Annotated in this window: 20 protein-coding genes; 18 read left to right on the top strand and 2 right to left on the bottom strand. The window is 28.0% G+C overall.

Annotated elements, in window-relative coordinates:
* The first annotated feature begins 3 nt into the window (after positions 1-3).
* From L1S46_RS22915 to L1S46_RS22880, 8 genes are all read left to right on the top strand, one after another.
* Positions 4-918 (top strand): hypothetical protein, encoded by a 915-nt coding sequence (locus L1S46_RS22915; RefSeq protein ID WP_012058242.1) that lies wholly within the window; start codon positions 4-6, stop codon positions 916-918.
* A gap of 21 nt (positions 919-939) precedes the next feature.
* Positions 940-1722 (top strand): homocitrate synthase, encoded by a 783-nt coding sequence (locus L1S46_RS22910; protein ID WP_238901081.1) that lies wholly within the window; start codon positions 940-942, stop codon positions 1720-1722.
* Positions 1723-2247: 525 nt separating this feature from the next.
* Positions 2248-3072 (top strand): molybdenum cofactor biosynthesis F family protein, encoded by an 825-nt coding sequence (locus L1S46_RS22905; RefSeq protein ID WP_238901080.1) that lies wholly within the window; start codon positions 2248-2250, stop codon positions 3070-3072.
* A gap of 105 nt (positions 3073-3177) precedes the next feature.
* Positions 3178-3987 carry a MerR family transcriptional regulator gene (locus L1S46_RS22900; protein WP_238901079.1) on the top strand — a complete coding sequence of 270 codons (810 nt, stop codon included), beginning with the start codon at positions 3178-3180 and terminating at the stop codon, positions 3985-3987.
* 681 nt (positions 3988-4668) lie between these two features.
* A complete protein-coding gene (locus L1S46_RS22895) occupies positions 4669-5088 on the top strand; it encodes a nucleotidyltransferase domain-containing protein (protein WP_023976161.1) in 420 nt (139 codons plus the stop codon).
* Positions 5085-5513 carry a HepT-like ribonuclease domain-containing protein gene (locus tag L1S46_RS22890; RefSeq protein ID WP_012058245.1) on the top strand — a complete coding sequence of 143 codons (429 nt, stop codon included), beginning with the start codon at positions 5085-5087 and terminating at the stop codon, positions 5511-5513. Before L1S46_RS22895 ends, L1S46_RS22890 begins: the two co-directional genes overlap by 4 nt.
* Before the next feature lie 12 nt (positions 5514-5525).
* The gene (locus tag L1S46_RS22885; RefSeq protein ID WP_238901078.1) at positions 5526-8456 is read left to right on the top strand and encodes a helicase C-terminal domain-containing protein; all 2931 of its coding nucleotides are present in this window, start codon (positions 5526-5528) and stop codon (positions 8454-8456) included.
* 429 nt (positions 8457-8885) lie between these two features.
* Complete coding sequence (locus L1S46_RS22880) at positions 8886-9050, top strand: hypothetical protein (RefSeq protein WP_167595032.1); 165 nt, start codon at positions 8886-8888, stop codon at positions 9048-9050.
* A 235-nt stretch (positions 9051-9285) separates the two neighbouring features.
* Here L1S46_RS22880 and L1S46_RS22875 read toward each other — a convergent pair whose 3' ends face one another.
* The gene (locus tag L1S46_RS22875) at positions 9286-10137 is read right to left on the bottom strand and encodes a patatin-like phospholipase family protein (RefSeq protein ID WP_238901077.1); all 852 of its coding nucleotides are present in this window, start codon (positions 10135-10137) and stop codon (positions 9286-9288) included.
* 104 nt (positions 10138-10241) lie between these two features.
* On the opposite strand from L1S46_RS22875, the gene L1S46_RS22870 reads away from it, so the two are divergent.
* The 3 genes from L1S46_RS22870 (at position 10242) to L1S46_RS22860 (ending at position 13219) form a co-directional block, all read left to right on the top strand.
* Positions 10242-10634 carry a MerR family transcriptional regulator gene (locus L1S46_RS22870; protein WP_238901076.1) on the top strand — a complete coding sequence of 131 codons (393 nt, stop codon included), beginning with the start codon at positions 10242-10244 and terminating at the stop codon, positions 10632-10634.
* Positions 10635-11275: 641 nt separating this feature from the next.
* Positions 11276-12280, top strand: a complete 1005-nt coding sequence (locus L1S46_RS22865) for an AraC family transcriptional regulator (RefSeq protein WP_238901075.1) — start codon at positions 11276-11278, stop codon at positions 12278-12280.
* A gap of 144 nt (positions 12281-12424) precedes the next feature.
* Positions 12425-13219, top strand: a complete 795-nt coding sequence (locus tag L1S46_RS22860) for an SDR family NAD(P)-dependent oxidoreductase (protein WP_238901074.1) — start codon at positions 12425-12427, stop codon at positions 13217-13219.
* Between the two features lie 380 nt (positions 13220-13599).
* Here the strand turns inward: L1S46_RS22860 and L1S46_RS22855 are convergent, their stop codons facing one another.
* Positions 13600-13950: a thiol reductase thioredoxin gene (locus L1S46_RS22855; protein ID WP_238901073.1), complete on the bottom strand. Its 351-nt coding sequence runs from the start codon at positions 13948-13950 to the stop codon at positions 13600-13602.
* A gap of 512 nt (positions 13951-14462) precedes the next feature.
* On the opposite strand from L1S46_RS22855, the gene L1S46_RS22850 reads away from it, so the two are divergent.
* The 7 genes from L1S46_RS22850 (at position 14463) to L1S46_RS22820 (ending at position 19816) form a co-directional block, all read left to right on the top strand.
* The gene (locus L1S46_RS22850; RefSeq protein ID WP_238901072.1) at positions 14463-14774 is read left to right on the top strand and encodes a glutaredoxin; all 312 of its coding nucleotides are present in this window, start codon (positions 14463-14465) and stop codon (positions 14772-14774) included.
* 307 nt (positions 14775-15081) lie between these two features.
* On the top strand, positions 15082-15795 hold the full coding sequence (gene ric / locus L1S46_RS22845; protein WP_238901071.1) for an iron-sulfur cluster repair di-iron protein: 714 nt from the start codon (positions 15082-15084) through the stop codon (positions 15793-15795).
* 387 nt (positions 15796-16182) lie between these two features.
* Positions 16183-16527: a hypothetical protein gene (locus L1S46_RS22840; protein ID WP_238901070.1), complete on the top strand. Its 345-nt coding sequence runs from the start codon at positions 16183-16185 to the stop codon at positions 16525-16527.
* A 95-nt stretch (positions 16528-16622) separates the two neighbouring features.
* Positions 16623-16754: a hypothetical protein gene (locus L1S46_RS26580; RefSeq protein ID WP_338145506.1), complete on the top strand. Its 132-nt coding sequence runs from the start codon at positions 16623-16625 to the stop codon at positions 16752-16754.
* A gap of 29 nt (positions 16755-16783) precedes the next feature.
* Complete coding sequence (locus tag L1S46_RS22830; protein WP_238901069.1) at positions 16784-17059, top strand: hypothetical protein; 276 nt, start codon at positions 16784-16786, stop codon at positions 17057-17059.
* Between the two features lie 12 nt (positions 17060-17071).
* Positions 17072-17638, top strand: coding sequence for a DUF4118 domain-containing protein (locus L1S46_RS22825; protein WP_238901068.1), 567 nt, complete (start codon positions 17072-17074; stop codon positions 17636-17638).
* A 174-nt stretch (positions 17639-17812) separates the two neighbouring features.
* A complete protein-coding gene (locus L1S46_RS22820) occupies positions 17813-19816 on the top strand; it encodes a KUP/HAK/KT family potassium transporter (protein WP_238901067.1) in 2004 nt (667 codons plus the stop codon).
* Positions 19817-20099: the final 283 nt, after the last annotated feature.

The raw sequence follows: 20099 nt of genomic DNA, 5'->3' as shown, positions 1-20099 counted from the left end.
ATTATGGATGAAAGAAAAATCGAAATTATAGATAGGACAATAATTGTTTTGAGAGAAATATTTGGTGATAAGTTAAAAGAGAAAAGCGCACAGGTAAGAGAATTGATAAAATTACTATATATAATAGGAAGCGATTATATAGAAATTACGCAAGAGCTCTATGAAGAACTATCACCATTGCCTCAAGATGTAAAATTCATAATATCTAACAATAATAAAATTGAAATAGAAAGTGTTAATGTATTATATGAGATATTAGACAATAAGCTAAATATATATAACAAAATGAATGCAAGAATAGTAGGACTTGATGACATTATCTTTTATGATTATCAGCAGATTTTTTTAGAGATAATAAAGTTCTTTGGAAATAATATAGAGCTAAGTATAAAAAATAATTATAAATCAGCTACGGCTATGAGTTTAGAATGGGTTAAAGCTGGAGGAAAAAAAGTTGTAACGACTTTTGCAGGAATTGGTGGCTTTGCTCCTCTTCAAGAAATATTAGGAGGGTCTTCTTTTTTAGAGAAAATAAAAGATCATAGTAATTATAAGCTATTTCCCAAGGTATTAAGCATATTTGAAGATATTACTGAAAGTAAAATCAGAGGTAATGCACCATTTATAGGAAAAGATATTTTCAATGTAGAATCAGGAATTCATGTAAATGGAATAGCTAAAGATTCAAGAACTTTTGAACCATATGACCCTAGTGAAATTGGAAGGAAAAGAAATATTATTATAGGTAAGCATTCAAGTGTAAATGCATTAGAAATAAAATTAGAAGAACTAAACATAAAATATGAGCATGATAATTTAACAATTATGTTGGAAGATGTAAGAAAATTGAGCACACAAAAGCGTGGGGGATTAAGTAATGATGAAATAAAAAGATTATATAAGAAACTGTGTGTTTAGATTTTATAAGGTGGTGATATATTGATTTATAATGAAAAATTAGACAATGAAATATATATTGTAGATACAACTTTAAGAGATGGTGAACAATGTGCAGGAAAAGCTTTTTCAATTGATGAAAAAATTGAAATTGCGAAATATATGGATAAAATGAAGATTTATCAGATAGAGGCAGGCATACCTGCAATGGGAGATTTAGAAAAAGAATGCATTAAGCGGATATTAGAAATAAGAAAAAATTCACTGATTTCCGCTTGGAATAGAATGAATAAAAATGATATATTTCATTCAATGGAGTGTAAACCAGATATTATTCATATTAGCGTTCCTACATCGGATATACAAATATATTCGAATTTAGGAAAGGATAAAAAGTGGGTTGAAGAAAATCTTAAGGAATGTGTATTTTTAGCGAGGGATAAAGGTTATGAAGTTACTATAGGTTTTGAAGATGCTTCTAGGGCAGACATTAGCTATCTTATAAATTTGTGTGAAATAATTATTGGTATGGGTGTAAAGCGGGCAAGATATGCAGATACCGTAGGAATATCAATGCCTTCACTTATAAAGGATTCAATTAAAACTTTAGTAAACAATACCGGAATAGAAATAGAAATTCATGCTCATAATGATTTTGGAATGGCGATTCCAATTTCCCTAGAGGCAGTTAAAAGTGGTGCTAAATATGTGGATTGCACGTTGGGTGGAATAGGTGAAAGAACAGGAAATTGTAATCTACAGGAGTTTTTAAAAATATCAAATGCATATTTAAAAAGAAATAAAAAAATTGAGGGATTGATTTAGAGATATATATTGTAATAATAAATTTGCAAGTGAAACTCTATTGAGCTAATTGCATTAAATGAGAATAATTAATGTAGAAACTCAATTACAATATGTTCTAGTATAAAACATTTCTAAAAATAATTGAGAAAATTATATAAACAAAAAAGTGAGCTTGAAAATGTAGATATTATTTCAAGCTTATTTTATTCTCTTGAAATTTATATTCAATTTAAATTTACGGATAAGTTACGATAAAGACTAATTTAGAAAGTTACGTTTTGTAAAGAGCATAAAAAAAATAAGATATACACTCCTTGAGTAGTTCAAAAGGAATTTAGAAGATGTGTATCATAGAGACTATAGATTAGATGAAATCTTAACATTAGAAGAATTTACAAGGATGTATATAAATATGGTATTGTATCATAATAGTGAAATAATTGATAAATATATTATAGATAGAAATATAATTGACACTCTAGCTACTGTATCCTTTATAATTGTAATCACAAGAAAATTATGAAGTGTAAGGAGAACGGTTTTATGAATAAAGTACAAGAAAGAGATTTCCCAACAGTTGAAGAGTTATCACAAGGATTTAGCGAATTTAAGTTGCCTCAGGCGGATGAATTAGTAGGAAGAAAGGTAACACTAAATTATGAAAATGGATATGAAACGATTTATGAATTTTTAGATAATGAAACTATAAAAGTAAAATATATAAATGGAGAAGTAGAGGAAAAAATATCGGCTATTTATACAGCAGTATCTCCAAGAGAAAAAATATATATAATAGATTTTATATGGTCATTTGGAGAAGCTAAATCATTTACTACAGTTATTGATTTTAATAAAAATATAGCCACAACATTAATAGCTGAATTACCTAATAAAGAGGAAGTAGCTATCTCGCAGTTTGAAAGAGGAGACAAGGGATTACCATTAACATCAGTTAAAGCAGAGTTTACACATGCTTCAATAGATACAAAATTTAATAGTAATACATTAAAACATAAGTTTACAAGCGAGTTAATAGGTGAAAGAATATTATTTAAGTATAGTTCCAATGATACTTATGAGCATATATATTTAAATGAAAATTATTATACATGGCATTGTGTAAGTGGAATAGAAAAAGGACTTTGTGATACTGATAGATGCTTTTATTTAAAAATAGAAGAAAATTTATATTGGTTTACTTGGTTGGAGAGAGTGGTACCAACAGTAGGAACTGTAATTGAGGATTTAGATTTAAATAAAATGCGTTCATATGGAAAAATATATGGATATGAATCATATGAAATGGGAAAAGTGAAAAACTTCCCAGTAGGTTCATATGCTACAATGCTAAATAAAACAGAGTACTAATGAAAAGACTAATTATACTAAAAATAATATAATGTATTTAGGATTAATTATTTTTAACGTGTAATAGAATGATTAGGATAAATTATTTTCAACGTGGAGGATGAAGTGAATAAATATTTTACTATTGGAGAAATATCAAAATTATTTAATATACCAGTAAAAACATTAAGATATTATGATGATATAGGATTATTTAAACCAACACTTATTAATCAGCGAAATAAGTATAGATATTATTCAATTGATCAATTTGTAATTATTGATATTATAAAGAATTCTAAATTAATGGGAATGTCACTGGAAGAAATAAAAAATGTTATTAATCATGATTCTTCAATAGAAGACACTTTGTCAATTATTGATAACCAGATAGATATATTTGATTTAAAAATTTCAGAATTGCTAGAAATAAAAAATTCTATGGAAAAGTTAAGAACTACTATAACTGATGCAATGAATTCGAAAAGTAATGAGGTATTTATAGAATTTAATAAAGAGCGTAGATATATTTCTTATAATTATGTTTCTAATAATATCGAAGAACAAGAAGTAAATTTAAGAAGAGCAATTTTAGATGTTGAAAGCAAGCAAAGGGAAGTATATTCAATTTTTGGGGTTGGAACTTTATATGAAAAATACATAGTAGAAAATAAGATTGTTAATATGGATATTAGATATTATATCGATGATAAATATGATGCTAATAATTATAATATATTACCAGAAGGTTATTATGTTTCAATAATATTTGATGATAACAGTTATAATAAATATAAATATTATAAAAAGCTTGCTGATTATATTAAGAATAATAGTATAAATGTAGTGGGTGATTTCAGTGAAACATGGATAATCCCGAAATCTTATAAAGGAAAAGAAATTACTTTAGTAAAATTAGAAATAATGTGTGAATGAAATATGCTTAATTTATGATAATGTACAAACTTGATATTGATATTAATGATTATGTCAAACAGTGGAATGTCTGATTAGAGAATGCTTTTTTTATTAAGAATTTAGGCAATCATAATATAATAGAATGGTGTATACTGTTTCATTCATTATAGTATTGTGAGTTCAAATTCCTTCTGGAGTTCCAGTAAGATAAAAGCCCATGAGAGTATTTTAAGGTGCGCGAATAAGTTTAATGTGCCTATAAATACAATTATGGGCTTTATAATTTTAATATTTAGACTTATTAGATGAACATATTTACAAAGTTACTAAAACTTTAAGCTCATATCTTCACTAGAAATCATAAATATATTTGTGGAGAAAACATTTGAAAATGAGCTGTTAAAGGTTCTTAGTTGTAGGTTGTTACACTTTAGCTTGTCACACTGAAAGTGGGAGCATGCTAGAGTGGTTACAACCTGCTGCTTAGAACCTTCAGCGATATTTTCATAGCTTTTCGGAATCAAAATATTTATGATTTCGGTAAGTTATCACACAAATTTAGTTTTAGAGTGGGAGATCTATATTGAAAAAATATAAGTTGCATAGTATTATTTATAAAGTCCAAAATAATAAATATGTTTAAATAAAATTGTGTTATAATTTATTACATAAATTATTGTAAATTGGCGGGTGAACAAGATGAAGTTGGCAGATGAAAAAAAACAAATTATGAGCAAACTAAAAAGTGAAGAAGTAAATAATCTTCTAGAAAGATATAGCATTTCAAGTATGCTCACTTTTGGAAGTTTTAACAACGATGATTTCACTCAAGAGTCAGATATAGATATAGCAGTAATAGGTATAGAAAATATACCTTTAGATAAAATATTAGAACTTGAATTATTTTTAGAAAGAACTTTGGGTAAAGAAATTGATGTTATAGATTTAAGAAGTAGAGAATTAACTATATTTTTAAAGATAAATGTATTAAATGAAGGTAAAATTATATATTCTAATGATAATAATGTTATTTTAGAAAAGTATAAAGACGAAGTTGATATAATATATAGAGAAAATGAGAATTTCTTTTGGTTTAGAAGAAGGGATGTGTTGTCATGAATCAAGAAAGACTTATAAAGATAGTTGAAGATTTTCAAGAGTGTATAAGTGATATCGATGAGTGCATTGAGATATTAGAAAACAATAGTGATAATAAAATAATGATTAAGCTTGCAAAATCTAGTTTGAGACAATTATTTGTAAGTTTTAATACAATACTAGAAGACTTTACATCAGTAACTCTTAAGTCATTAAAAAAATATAAAATAGGTATGACTTTAAATGATAGTTTGGAAGTGTTAAAAGAGGAAAAAGTACTTGATGCTGAGTTGTTTAACTTCTTAGAAAAATCAAGACTTCTTAGAAATAGAATTTCACATAGATATAAAGAACCAGCACATGCAGAATTATTTGAGCATGTTGTAAAGTATAAAGATGATTTTAAGAAAATTTTAAATATCGCAAAACAGTATTTAAAAGAGTAAGTAGGGGAAAAGATGCTAGAAGATTTAATCAGTGTTTTAGATAATGTAATATATTTAGATATAGAAACAACTGGACTTGATGAAACATGCTCAGAAATTATAGAAATTGGAGCTGTTAAAGTTAAGAATGGAGTTATAACTACTTATAATACATTAATAAGACCAAGAGGACGCGTGCCAATAAGTATTTACAGTCTCTGCAGTGATTTAAAGGAGGCAGATTTACTAAGTGCTAGAAGTTTGAATTCAATAAAACAAGAAGTACTGGAATTTTTAGAAGATTTACCTTTAATATGTCATAATGGAAATTTTGAAAGAAAATTTTTATCTTTTTATATTCCTGAAATAAAAAATACAATAATGGATTCCATGGAACTTGCAATAATTTTAGAACCATGGAGAAAAGAATATAATTTAAATTCTTTAATTAAAGAAATTACTAATTTAAATAAAGATGAATTACATAGAGGACTATCAGATTCAATAGACACCTTAAAAGTAGTTAATTCACTACTCTTAAGGCAATGGAATAGAGAAGAAAATAGCAGAAAAAAGGATAAATCTCTACATAATCTAATTATTAAAGAATATCAGTATTTACAAAAATGGCCATGGACTAAGCATTTATTGAAGCCTCCTTTTTTCATTGATGAAGGTTATACATATGTAAATTACCTAGAGAACAAAGAAGAGGAACTTAAGCTAAAGAAAATTCCTATAGATTATTTGAAATATGAAGATTTACTTGAAAATGAAGAGATATGGAACAATGGTGGGGATTTTGGATACCAGTATAGAAAAGATCAAAAGGAATTTGCAAAAAAGATAAGAGAAAACTTTGAAAAAGGTGAGAGGATATTTATAGAGGCACCAACTGGAAGCGGGAAGACTTTTGCGTATGTAATAATAGCTGCTATTGAAACGTACCTAAATAAGCAGAAAAATAGAAAAGATGATGCTAGCTTTATTATATCTACAAACACAAAGGAATTACAAAATCAGCTTATTGAGAGAGATATTCCGACTATACTTAAAAAATTAAGATTAGATGATAAATTAGATTATGGTGCTATGAAAGGGAAAGGAAATTATCTTTGCATAGAAAGAATAAATAGATGTGAAGAATTTCAGATGGATGAAAAAGGGAATCTAGCATTGCTTTTTCTAAGAAGACTTTGTGAAAGCGGTAATTATGGAGATATAGAAAATATAAATTATCTAGTTCAAAAACATTTAGAATTGGATAAGTACATCAGGGAAGTTAATTGTGATAGTGAACAATGTAAGCTTGATAAATGCACAAGGGCTTGCTTTTTGAGAAAAAGGTATAATGAGCTGCCTGAGGAAAACATCACAGTTATTAATCATTCTCTTTTAGCATGCTGGCCATATACTGAAAAGAAAAAAATTAACCACATAATTATTGATGAGGGTCATAACTTAATGGAGAAGTGTTATGATTTTTTTGCTGAGGAATTTTCGTCAGCTGAATTTATACAATTGCTAGATCTTATAGAAAAAGGTCACCCGAGTATTATAGCTATGCTTTTAACTTTAAATGCCAGCTTTGGTTATAGGGAAACCATAGAAAAAGATAAAATTGTGTATTTAGCAAATGATATTATAGTAAATATAAATATATTATTAAATGATTTTAGAAGCCTGAGACTTATCAGCGGAGAATATAATTTTACTACTGAATTTTTCATCCCAAGAGAAGATTTAAAAGGAATAACAAATGCCATAGGGTCTGAGATATCAGTTTTGAAAGAAAGTATATATCCACTATATAAGATGTTAAATGACTATATTTATAATATAACTTTAGATGACGAAATAGATGGGGATATTGACCACAAGAATTTATCCGATTATATAGCAAAGCTTAAAAGTGCATTTGATGTTTTAGATAAGTTTTTAGAAAGCTCAGTGTTCTATGCAAAAATATTAGAAGTAGACTCAGAATATAAATCATTCATACTTAAAAATGTTCCTTTAAATGTAGGAGAAATGGTTAATGAACATATGTTAAAAGACGTTAAAAGTACGACGTTCTTATCGGCAACATTGAGAATAGAAAATTCTTTTAATAAAATAAAAAAGCATTTAGGACAGGAAAAAGCAAAGGAGTTTATAATTCCACCAACTTTTGATTTAAAGAAAAGGACTAAAATCTTTGCTTTAAAAGATGTTGGGAGGTATGATGAACCATCATATATAAAAAATGTTTCCAAATTTATTTATAATACTGCATTAAAAATAAATGGTCATATTCTTGTTTTATTCAATAATAATGCAAGGAGAACTGCTGTGAGTGAAGAGCTTGAACTGCTTACTAGAGGAACAAAAATAGAAGTACACATGAGTAAAAAATCAGTAAGAGCTCTAAATGATAAAAATAGGCAAGTTATAATACTTGGAAGCAAGGGCTTTTTTGAGGGGATAGATGTACCTGGAGACGCATTAAGCTGTGTTATGTTAGATAAAATTCCTAACTATAGTCCAGAATATCCTATTTTAAGAGCAATTACTACATACCAGAAGAAGGGGTATCAGGATGTGAATTATCCGCAGGTATGTATTAAAGCTAAGCAAATATATGGCAGACTTATTAGAAGCACTTTTGATTATGGATATTTCATAATTTTAGATCCAGGGCAAAACTCATATACTATAAGAAATCTTGAAAGAGATTTAAATGGGCCAAGTATAGAATTTTCATCGACTACTAAAGTGCTTTCAGAGATGGAGTTTGATTATAATAATTGGAGAAGAAACAATATTAATACAATCATAAATAACATTAAGAAAAATAATAAAAGTATTAAAGATGAATTTAATACTGAAGCAAGGAAGCATAAATTATTTTGGGAATTACTAAAAGTTGAAAATGATATGTATTATTTTGAAAACATTAATTTTAAATTAAATGGTAAAATTTAAAATTAAATTTAAGTGATAACTTACCGAAATCATAAATATTTTGATTCTAAAAAGCTATGAAAATATCGTTGAAGGTTCTAAGCAGCAGGTTGTATCCACAAATATATTTATGATTTCTAGTGAAGATATGCACCTAAAGTTTTAGCAACTTTGTAAATATGTCAATCTAATAAATAGAATTCTTAAATCGGTTATATATATATTACAATTATAGGATGTTTTTTGGTAGATTATTTTGATAATGGTAAAATTTTTAGAAAAAATATAAGCTTTAAATGTAATATATGCTATAATAAACGTATATAAATATAAAGTTAAAAATTTATTATATTTTATACGGAGGTGGTAATAATATAAATAAAGTAATTTATTTTACAAAATAAGAAAATTATAATTTAGAGATTGAATAAAGAGAGGGATGTTAAGGGTATGATAGAAAATATAACACAATTATTACAAGAATATAAGAGTACAAAGGAATGCTTAGAATGTGGGTTGAAATGGCTTCCTAAGAATGATTATGCTAAGTCTAAAATAGAAGTTATAAATATGGTCATAAGTGATCTAGAACAATTAGAACAACAACTTAGTTAATAAATTAAAAGTATTAAAGTGAAAATTATAACTTTAAAGTATAAAAAAAGTTATTAACATATAATAAAACTGCTTCAAAACTGTATTTTGAGGCAGTTTTATTTATATATGTTGCAATTCACAATTCACATTTCACAATTAGGGCTAAAATTTGTGCAATATTTTTAGAATTATGATGAAGAATTATTTTTGCAACATGTATAATGAAATATATATTATACAATCTTAATTTTAATTATGACCATACTTCATAAATAGCTTCTGCTTCTTTTATTCCTTGATTAAATCCAGCCTTTGCAGATGCTGTAGTATGAGTTGGGTCATAAGGATTTTTTCCTATTGCTAAAATACTATCTTTATTAGGTACAATAAGGGAAACAGATGAGCTTTTTTGCATTTCAGCAACATCTTCTTCAACGCTTGGAACTAGACCATATTTTTGGGGCATAGGCGATAAAATTACAACTTTATCATAAGAAGCTGCCAAATGTGCATTTGTACTCGAAACCATTCCCCCATCAATCCAGTCTATTTCATTAAAGTTTACTAATGGCCAGAGTCCTGGAACTGCACCACTTGCGTTTACTGCATTTATTAGCGTTGTTCCTGAATTTTTATCGAGTACATGGAGATTGCCGGTTTTTGCATCTATTGCAGTGACCTTTAACTTTGAAGGCCAGATAGTTGTGGTGAGCCTTGATTCAACAATTAATTCACGTTCTTCTATTGATACTTTTGTAGGATATTTTTTTGCAATATCTCCAAACATCTTTCCAATTTCTTTTTTATTATCTTTACCATATTGAAAAGCTTGGGTCCATAACATCATAAGTTCAGAGGTAACAGATACATTTACTTCAGATGCATTTTGGATGAGTTGAGACTCATAAAGTTTTCTCATATTGTAGCCACTTGCTAATGCGGATCCAACAAACGAACCAGCAGATGTTCCGATTATAACATCTGCGTCTGCTAAATTAATTCTCTCTTGTAACAATGCCGCAATTATTCCGATCTCCCAAGCAATTCCGGTTACTCCGCCACCACCTAATACAACGGCTCGTGTTTTTTTATTAATATTTTGCATGATAATATTCCCCATTTCTTTATTATATTAACTAGTAAAGTGTTTAAATATAGTATAAACTATGAAGTAAGGTTTATAGTCAAGGGAAATTAGTGAGGTATTTTATGAAAATAAATGAAGTGTCAAAAAAAACTGGGTTGTCTATATCGACTATTAGATTTTATGAAAAGGAAGGATTGATTCCTGAAAAATATGTTAGCAGGAACGCAAATAACTATAGGAGTTATTCTGTAGATATAATTGATTATTTATTGATGATAAAAACAGTCCATTCTGTGGGTTTTTCTTTAAGAGAGATCAAAGAGATACAAAAAAGTAATGATAATATAATTTCAATTGATACAAAGATCGAACTCTTGCAGGAAAAGATAAAGGAAGTAGAAGAGCAAAAAGAAAATTTAAATAAAACTGAGATCATATTAAAAAAGATGTTGAAAAACAAATTGAATTCAAAACTCATATTAACTGAAGGATTTATCAATAAAGATAGAAATTAGTTTTAATAGTTTTTCGAAAAACTAATAACACTGTAGATTTGCTGAAAGGAGCCTTTTTTTCTTGGTTTCTATCTTCAATATTATGGTAAGAGGTATTTCTTAGGTACGTTTTATTTTAAATAATATAATTAAATAGCAGCAAAATAAAAGTAGTGAAAACATACTGCAATATGTTTTTTACTATAGTATATAATTCTAGTTGCTTAGGGAACTAATATCACTAAGATTTTTTAATAAAAAAATTAGTAGCATATTAATTTGATCTAGGCTACTATTTTTTTTAGGTTTTTTCTATAAGGATCACTACTAATGTTAACAATGATATTAAGAATAATCTACTTTGAAATAATAATATTAAAGTATCGTTAATTATATATATCGCATCACTTCTTAGAAAGAGTTAAGTGATATCTGTACTCACTATATGATAGGGATATTTCAATTTATAAGTAAGGTAATAATAATGTTAATTGTATCTGCGAGCAATATTGTTTGGCGCAATTAGCAAGTAACTTGTCGTATTCTGCTAGTTACATAGTCATATTTAATAGGTATAATGTAATAAATGTTGAACTAGCAAGGCAAAATGTAATTATAACTAAATTAGTGAATATGTAAGCATTTAAAGGAGGTTTATATACATGACATCTCATGCCCGTATTAAAATCACGGCAGGATTTTGGGAAAGTTTATATCAATTAGGGATTGATGCTAAGCATGTAGTTAGAAAAGCACGACTACCGCTTACAATTATTACTGACCCTTTTGTAACAACCACTCAATATTTTGCAATCTGGAAAGCTTATTCAGATATCATTGATGATACTGCTAAAGGAATTATTAAGCTTGCGACCGTATTTGAAACAACCCATTATCCGCCCACAGTCTTAGCGACTTATCACGCTCGCGATTATCGTGATGCGTTAAAGCGAATGGCTCGATATAAACAAATGTGCCCTCCTGAAGGTTTACGCATTACCGAGAAAGGTGATGAGTGTACAATAGAATTGGAATGGTTGTATGTTGAACAGCCTGGTCCACCGATTTTAGTTGGTATTACTTTGGCATTTCTTCTGGAGCTAGGTCGTAGAGGGACAGCTCAACCTTTAAGGGCTAAATTGGTAGAATTCTCTGATTCTATGGGTAATGTACAAGTGCTTGAAGCTTACTTTGGCTGCCGAGTTCAGACCGGTGCAAATTGTAATCGCTTGACGTTACATCGAGAAGATTTGGACCGCCCATTTGTTTCATACAATGCAGAGTTGCTAGAGGTTCTGACTCCAGTACTTGAACAATCACTGGATGAGCGACAACGAAGCTATTCAATTACTGAGATGGTCAAGTGGATTGTAAAACGTAGCCTAACAGGAGGATGTCCAGATATTCAGACCGTCGCTAGTGAGTTGGGGATGAGCAATCGTACATTGCAGCGCCGTCTTATTGACGAAGGTACGAGCTTTAAGAATGTATTAACACAAGTGAGGCATGAGCAGGCAATAGAGTATTTGGCAGACTTATCTCTCGACATTAAAGAAGTAGCCTTTATGATTGGATATGAAGACAAAAATTCATTCTACCGCGCTTTTCGACTTTGGGAAGGTAATACTCCTTCAAATTGGCGTGCTGAGCATGTAGGTAAAAATTAGATAAATTCACTTTGTCTGAAAAGTAAAATGTCTAACACTATATTATAAAAAAGTTAATCTAATAAAAATTACAAAAGAATAAGAGTATTTATTTGCATTAACTTTTTAAAATCTTAATAAATAATTTAAAAGGAGAAATGTATCATGGATATGGGATTAAGCAATAAAACGGCTTTAGTTACGGGATCAACAAAAGGTATAGGTAAAGCAATTGCTATGGAACTTGCTAAGGAAGGTGTTAATGTACTAATTAATGGACGAAATTATGAAGAAGTTGAACAGATTGTAAATGAAATTAAATCAAAATTTCCAACTACTTCTCCTCAAAATGCTACAGCAGATATTGTAAATGTTAAACAAAGAGAAGCTTTATTTGAGAAATATTCTAGCATTGATATTTTAGTTAATAATATGGGTATCTATGAAATTATGGAATACAATGATGTTGAAGATGAAATATGGGAAAAATATTTTAAAACTAATGTTCTTGCTGCAAACGGATTATGTAAATTGTATTTACCTAAAATGTTAAAAAATAATTATGGTCGTATTATTTTTATTGCAAGTGAAGAAGCAATTATGCCTTCTGGACAAATGCCACAATATTGCATGACAAAATCAATGTTATTATCACTATCAAAGAGTTTATCTAAATTAACCATAGGAAAAGAAGTTACAGTTAATACAATTATGCCAGGACCAACACTTTCTGAAAATGTATATGAAATAGTTGATGGTGTATATTCTGAAACAAATATGACTTTTGAAGAAAAGGAGAAAAAATTTATGGCTGCAAATTTACCTCAATCTGAAATACAGTGTTTTATTAGACCAAGTGAAATAGGTAGATTAACTACATTTGTATGCAGTCCTTATGCAGGAGCATTTAAAGGTTCTCCAATTCGCATGGATGGAGGAATGGTACCGACTATTTATTAAATGTATCTATATTATTCATGCATAAAGGATTAATATAATCAAAGAAAATTGTACATAAAGCAAGCAATTCTTATGTGTTTAATAAATCGGTTCTTAATTATTTTTTCTGTTTTAGCACTTTGTAATTTATATAAATCTTAATAATTAAACTTTACACTATTCATATTCTCCTTAGGTTAATAATACGAATTTGAGACATTAGACATATTAAAATATCCTAGTAAAGCTTATTTATGCCTTACTAGGATATTTTACTGCTAACTTTAAAAATATTAAAGGTGCTAAAATTTTTATGATTAGCATAGAAAAGCACTATCACCCTTTTTGTATTATTATAATTAGCGTATCTTTAGTTTATAATAATTAAATTCGTTGATTATTTATTTTAACAGGTCCAATATTTCGTTTTCTGTAATTGAAGAATCGCAACGAACTTCTATTTCTCTATTTTTACTAACAATAAATCCTGGTACAGTTACAATATTATATTTTTCTCTAAATGAGTCAATTAAATTATCTGAAAAATTAGAACTATCTACATAGTAAATTGTTGTGCTAATTTTATTAGTCAAGGCACTTAATTTTTTAGCAAATTTACGGCAGAATGGGCATGTTGCACGACCAATATAGATAACAGCTAACTCTTCATTAGATAATAATTCTTCTGCTTGTGTAGAAATCACTTTTTCAAATAACTTTACATTCTCTTCATAGTTATCTTCTTCAAACATATATATCCTCCTAGTTTTTTATAATAGTATATCAAAGGCAAATTATTAAATCAATTTAGTTAGCTTTTCTAGTAGTTATTTTGTGAAATTATAGAAAGTATTATAAAAGAAAATTCTAGGTTAAGAGATGTAAAAAGGGTTTAAAAAGTTTTATAATTCACTCAATCAAATGTTTCTGTAAGAATTATTGTATTAAGTAAAGCGGGTGACGTATAATAAGCCAATTTACAAAATAATTATGGTATTTAGGTGGAAATAATAAGATAAGTAATATAGTAAATTAAAATTGACAATAATTGAATTTAGTAATGGTATATTTGCTATAATAAAGAGGTTAGGAATTGATTATGAACAAAAATATTGCTGAAGAGTACATTACTTGTCGCTCTATTCATATTTTTTGGTAGTAATAGAAGCATAAATAGGCTTGATATTTGTTCGTTAGATTAATACAAAAAGCATAATTATAAAAATAAGCATATTAAATACTTAAAAAAAGGGAGGAAAATAACATGAAACTAACAATGTATGGGGCAGCAATTTGTCCAGATTGTGTTGAAGCAAAAGTTATTTTAGAAAAACATAAAGATATAGAATTAGATTATAAAAATATTACTGAGAGTACTAAAATATTAAAGGAATTTTTATCTTATCGTGATAATGATAAAATGTTTACTAATATTGTTAAAGAGGGTAAAATAGGTATCCCATTTTTTATTTTAGAAGATGGAACAAAAACGTTAGACATATTTGATCATTTGGATATAGAAAAGCCTAAGAAGGTTGTAAATAGTTGCTCTATAGATGGTAGTGGTAAATGTTAATAGATGTTAACTTATTGTGAATTTTAAAGGTCAGGCTTCACCTTCACCAAGTTAAGACGGTAGCAAAGATAGCCTAAATGAGAAATACTATACCCTCTCTCGGTTTTTTATCGGAGGAGGGTAATTTTTTATCTTATGTCCATTTGATAGAGTATCAAAAACCGAATAAATGAATTGTGGTAAGTGTTCTCAAAAAGGTATAGATAAATAATTATCGAAAAATATTAAAATGTGATTTAAATCAAAGATGTATTTTCTTATTAATAATATAATTAATTCATAAGATAGAACTTGAGGAGGAATAAGAATGAATACATTTAATAGTAATCAAAAAATTGGAGAGATAGTAACCAAGTTTCCAAAAGCTGCAGATATATTTAAAGAATATAAAATTGACTTTTGTTGTGGGGGAGATAGACCGTTAATTACAGCAATTAATGAGCAAGGAGTTAATGAAGCAGAAATACTAGAAAAAATAAATGTTTCATATGAAAAATTACAAAATAAGCTTTACACAAATAATAAAAATTGGGTAGAAGCACCTTTTGATGAATTAGTTGATCATATTGTAGATGTCCATCATGGATATCTTTATGAGAATCTTCCTAAAATAAGTGAATTAACAACTAAAATATTGAGAGTACATGGAGGAAATCATTCTGAACTTTCAAAAGTACACAAGTTATTTCATACTGTAAAAATGGAATTGGAAGCTCATTTAATAGAAGAAGAAACAATTCAATATCCAGCAATTAAGGAGTATTTAAGAAGCAACATTGAAGTGGATTTAGATAAGGCAATAAATATAATCAATCAATTGCAAGACGAGCACACTGGAGCAGGTGATATACTTAAAGAATTAAGAAAAGTGACTAATGATTATAAAGCTCCATCGGATGGATGCAATACTTATAAATTAACTTATGCTAAACTTGAAGAAATGGAATCAGATATATTTCAGCATATACATTTAGAAAACAATATACTTTTTCCAAGACTTTCTGAATTGAAGAAATATTAAATTTGCCGGGAAGTATATTGTTAAACTGAATTTTAATAAAAATTATTAAGAAGATGTAAGTAGCATCATAGATATTCAAAAGAAACACTATATTTTGAAGAATACAGTTTATTTTATATATTTTTTGAATATGCACTTAAATAAAATATAGCAGTTACGAGTATAAGTTGACTGTTATATTTTTTTATTCATAAAACACTACAATCTTTATATAATCTTTATACGAATATAAGAATTTTAATCCAATCTTTATACCTTAAATAGTATTATTTATATTTAAGATTGAATTCTGACAAGATGAAAACAATTTTAGATTTTATGCTTATACACTTACTAATTTTGATTTTTTTCCGTTATATCATTATTTCTAGGAGTAAGGAGGATACAATGAAAAAAATAGTTTCTATATTTTTATTTTTTGCAATTATTAGTATTGTTATGATGGGGAGGAGTAGTAATCCTTATAGTGGCAAATACATAACTTCAAATAATACTATTTTAGAACTTAATTCAACTGGAAAATGCAAGGTTATAAATAATTTTTATAAAGATGTATTTTACACCTATGGTCGATATACAATAAGCGATAATGAAATAGAAATAATTTTTGATAAAAATAAACGAAATTATTTAAATGTTGAAAGTTTAAAAGGGAAAGTTAAAGGAAGTAATATAGTATTTTATGATTATATACAAGAAGGAAAAGAGTGCGTATATTCAAAAATAGAATAATACTAGCTTTATTTTATATATATCTATATAATTTTGTAGGTATAGGGTAAAATTAAGTGAAAGTTAGGAGTGATTTAAGTAGATATTGATAAAAAATAAAATCCAGATTATCTTTTAAATCAAATAAAGGAAGAAGAAAAAGAGTCTTCAAGAGGAAAACTCAAGATATTTTTTGGGTATGCAGCTGGCTTCGGAAAAAGTTATGCTATGCTTATGGAAGCTCATAATATGAAAAAATTAGGGCACGACATAGTAATTGGATATATTGAACCTTATAGGTAAAAATCTCAAAAAGCCAAATGCATTTTTTCGTTTTTATGCAAGAGATATAGTTGATAAAATTATGGAATTCAATTCGTATATAGATGTATATGTTATACCAAATTCAATAGCAATTAGAAGAAATGAAAATCATATAAAAAAGAATAAGACCAAATTTATTATATCGTTAAAAGAAATTTTAATATCAAGCCTAATAATGTTAATTTCTGCGTTGGCTACATTATTTATTGATAAGTTAGGCTATGGCTAAGCTAATGTTATTATGATTTTTATTTTAGGAGTTATTATTGTAAATATTAAAACCAGATGGTATATTTTAGGATTTATATGTTCTACAATTAGCGTGATTTTATTTAATTATCTGTTTACAAAACCTAGATATTCATTACAATTTTATGATAAAAGCTATTTGGTTACATTTCCGATAATGCTGATAGTAGCTTTTACAATAGGTACACTTACAAATAAGATAAGAAGAGAAGCAGAAAATTCTTTAGCAAGGGAAAATACAACTCAAATTTTATATAGAGTAAGCAGAAAATTATTAAGTGCAACAGGCACATCAGAGGTTATAGGGATAGGTATAAAATACTTATCTAGGTTACTAGAAAAAACAGTTATCTGCTACTTGGCACAAGAAAATAAGCTATCAACTTCATTTATTTATACAGTAATTAAAGGGGGAAAAGATAGAAGTTTATTAAATGAGGATGAAGAAGCTGCTGCGTATTGGATATTTGTAAATGATAAAGAATCTGGTGCAGGTACTAACACTTTTTATGGAGCAAAAGGATATTATATTCCTTTAAATTATATCAGAAGAAACTAAAGGAGAGCTCCTTCAAGGTATTTATGATGACACTGAGTGGCTTATAAGACTTAGTAGAAAACTTGCTTAGTATGACGAGATTTAATGGTGGAAATCTGAAAGTTAGAAAAAGCATTGAAATTATATTTAGAACAAGACATAATATATTTATATTTATTGCAAAGGATGATTAATATGAAATCAACTATAAAACATAATGATGTCAGTAAATTAAGTCTAGGAGGAATCTTAGTTGCGTTAGGCGTAGTTTATGGAGATATTGGAACTTCACCTCTTTATGTAATGAAATCAATTGTTCAAGGTAATGGTGGTTTGGAAAATATATCTGAAAATTTTATTCTTGGATCTTTATCATTAATTTTTTGGACGATAACTATTTTAACAACAATAAAATATGTTTTTGTTACATTAAAGGCGGATAATAAAGGTGAGGGGGGAATTTTCTCTCTTTTTACTCTGGTTCGTAATCGTGCAAAGTGGCTTATTATTCCAGCCATGGTTGGTGGTTCGGCCTTACTTGCTGATGGGATGTTGACCCCTGTTGTATCTGTAACTTCGGCGGTTGAAGGATTAGAGCTTATTCCAAGTTTTAACGCTCTTTTTGGTAGTAATCAAGATATTATTATTACCATTGTAATAGTAATATTAAGTATACTTTTTTTTATTCAACATTTTGGAACTGATTTAATCGGAAAAATGTTTGGACCAGTAATGCTTGTGTGGTTTTCGATGTTGGCAATTTTAGGAATTATGCAAATTTCTCATGATTGGACACTATTACGTGCATTGTCTCCATACTATGCAATAAAGATTCTTCTTAGCAATGAAAATAAATTAGGATTCTTTATTCTGGGCAGCGTATTTTTAGCAACCACAGGTGCGGAAGCATTGTATTCGGACCTTGGGCATGCTGGAAGGAAAAATATTTATGCATCTTGGCCTTTTGTTAAAATCTGCTTATTATTAAATTATTTTGGTCAAGGAGCTTGGGTTTTATCTGCTAGAAGAAACCCAATGTATTCAAATGTAGAAGGCTTAAATCCATTTTTTCAAATGGTCCCACATAGCTTTTTGATTTGTAGTATAATAATTTCAACTTTGGCTACAATTATTGCTTCTCAAGCATTAATTTCAGGATCGTTTACTCTTGTTTCTGAAGCGATTAAATTAAATTTATTTCCTAGATTACATATAATGTATCCATCTAGATATAAAGGACAATTGTATATCCCTTCAATTAATAAACTTTTATGGATTGTTTGTATTGGACTTATTCTATACTTTAGAAGTTCTGAAAATATGGAAGGTGCCTATGGATTATCAATTACTGTCACTATGCTGATGACAACCATTCTACTATTTAACTATTTATTAAAACAAAAGATTTCATCTCCCATTGCCATTAGTATGTTAGTTTTCTTTGGTACATTTGAAGTTTCTTTCTTTATTGCAAATGCTGTTAAGTTTATGCATGGTGGATATGTAGCAGTTTTAATTGCTTTAACGTTCTTATCTGTTATGTATATATGGATCCAAGGTCACTATACTAAAATTCGCTTATTACAGTATGTAAAAATTGAAGATTATAAAGCACAGCTAAATCTCTTGCGAAAAGATACTGATAGACCTAAATACGCAACAAATCTTGTATATTTAACTAATTCAGAGTATGCAGAGAAAATTGAAAGAAATATAATGTACTCTATCTTAGATAAAAGACCTAAGAAAGCAGATGTGTATTGGTTTGTTAATATTGTTGTTACTGATAATCCTTATGATGCGGAATATGAAGTGGAAACCTTTGGAACATTTTATATAGTAAAAGTTCAATTAAGGCTTGGTTTTAGAATGGAACAGAGATTAAATATGTATTTACGTCAGATTTCTACTGAATTAGTTAAAAGTGGAGAAATAAATATTCAATCTAGAAACTATACTATTATGCCCGATAGAAAAGTTGGCGATTTTCGTTTCTCTTTAATTGTAGAACAGCTTTCATATGAAACAGAATTGAATTTTTGGGAATCCTTCATATACAGAGCTAAGTTGTTTATAAAAAGATTTACTGTTTCTCCGACAAAATGGTTTGGACTTGATACTAGTGATGTTGATATTGAAAATGTCCCGCTCTTTTTAGGCAGCTGTAATAAGGAAACATTAAAAAGAGTTTCAAAATAACTTTATCAAGTTAAACAACTAAGATTCAGGTGTGGTTTGATCTCAAGCTGAATCTTAGTTGAACTTATATCCTCAAAAGGTACCTCGTCAAGGATCGTGCTGTTATCTCTCACTCAAAGAAGTGGAAGTGTTACAGTTTAATGTATAAATATTAGGATTACTTCAAGTAAATAACAAATAATATTTTTAAAATTAAAGGCAATAAACATCATGATCTGACCCCAAAAAGTTAGACAAATTTAACTAAGCTATCATGAAGGATTGAATTCTGTATTGAACAGGA

The sequence above is a fragment of the Clostridium sp. YIM B02500 genome (assembly GCF_022324665.1).
Classification (GTDB): domain Bacteria; phylum Bacillota; class Clostridia; order Clostridiales; family Clostridiaceae; genus Clostridium; species Clostridium beijerinckii.
The sequence above is the reverse complement of the archived record's forward strand: the minus strand, read 5'-3'. Positions and strand labels throughout refer to the sequence as shown.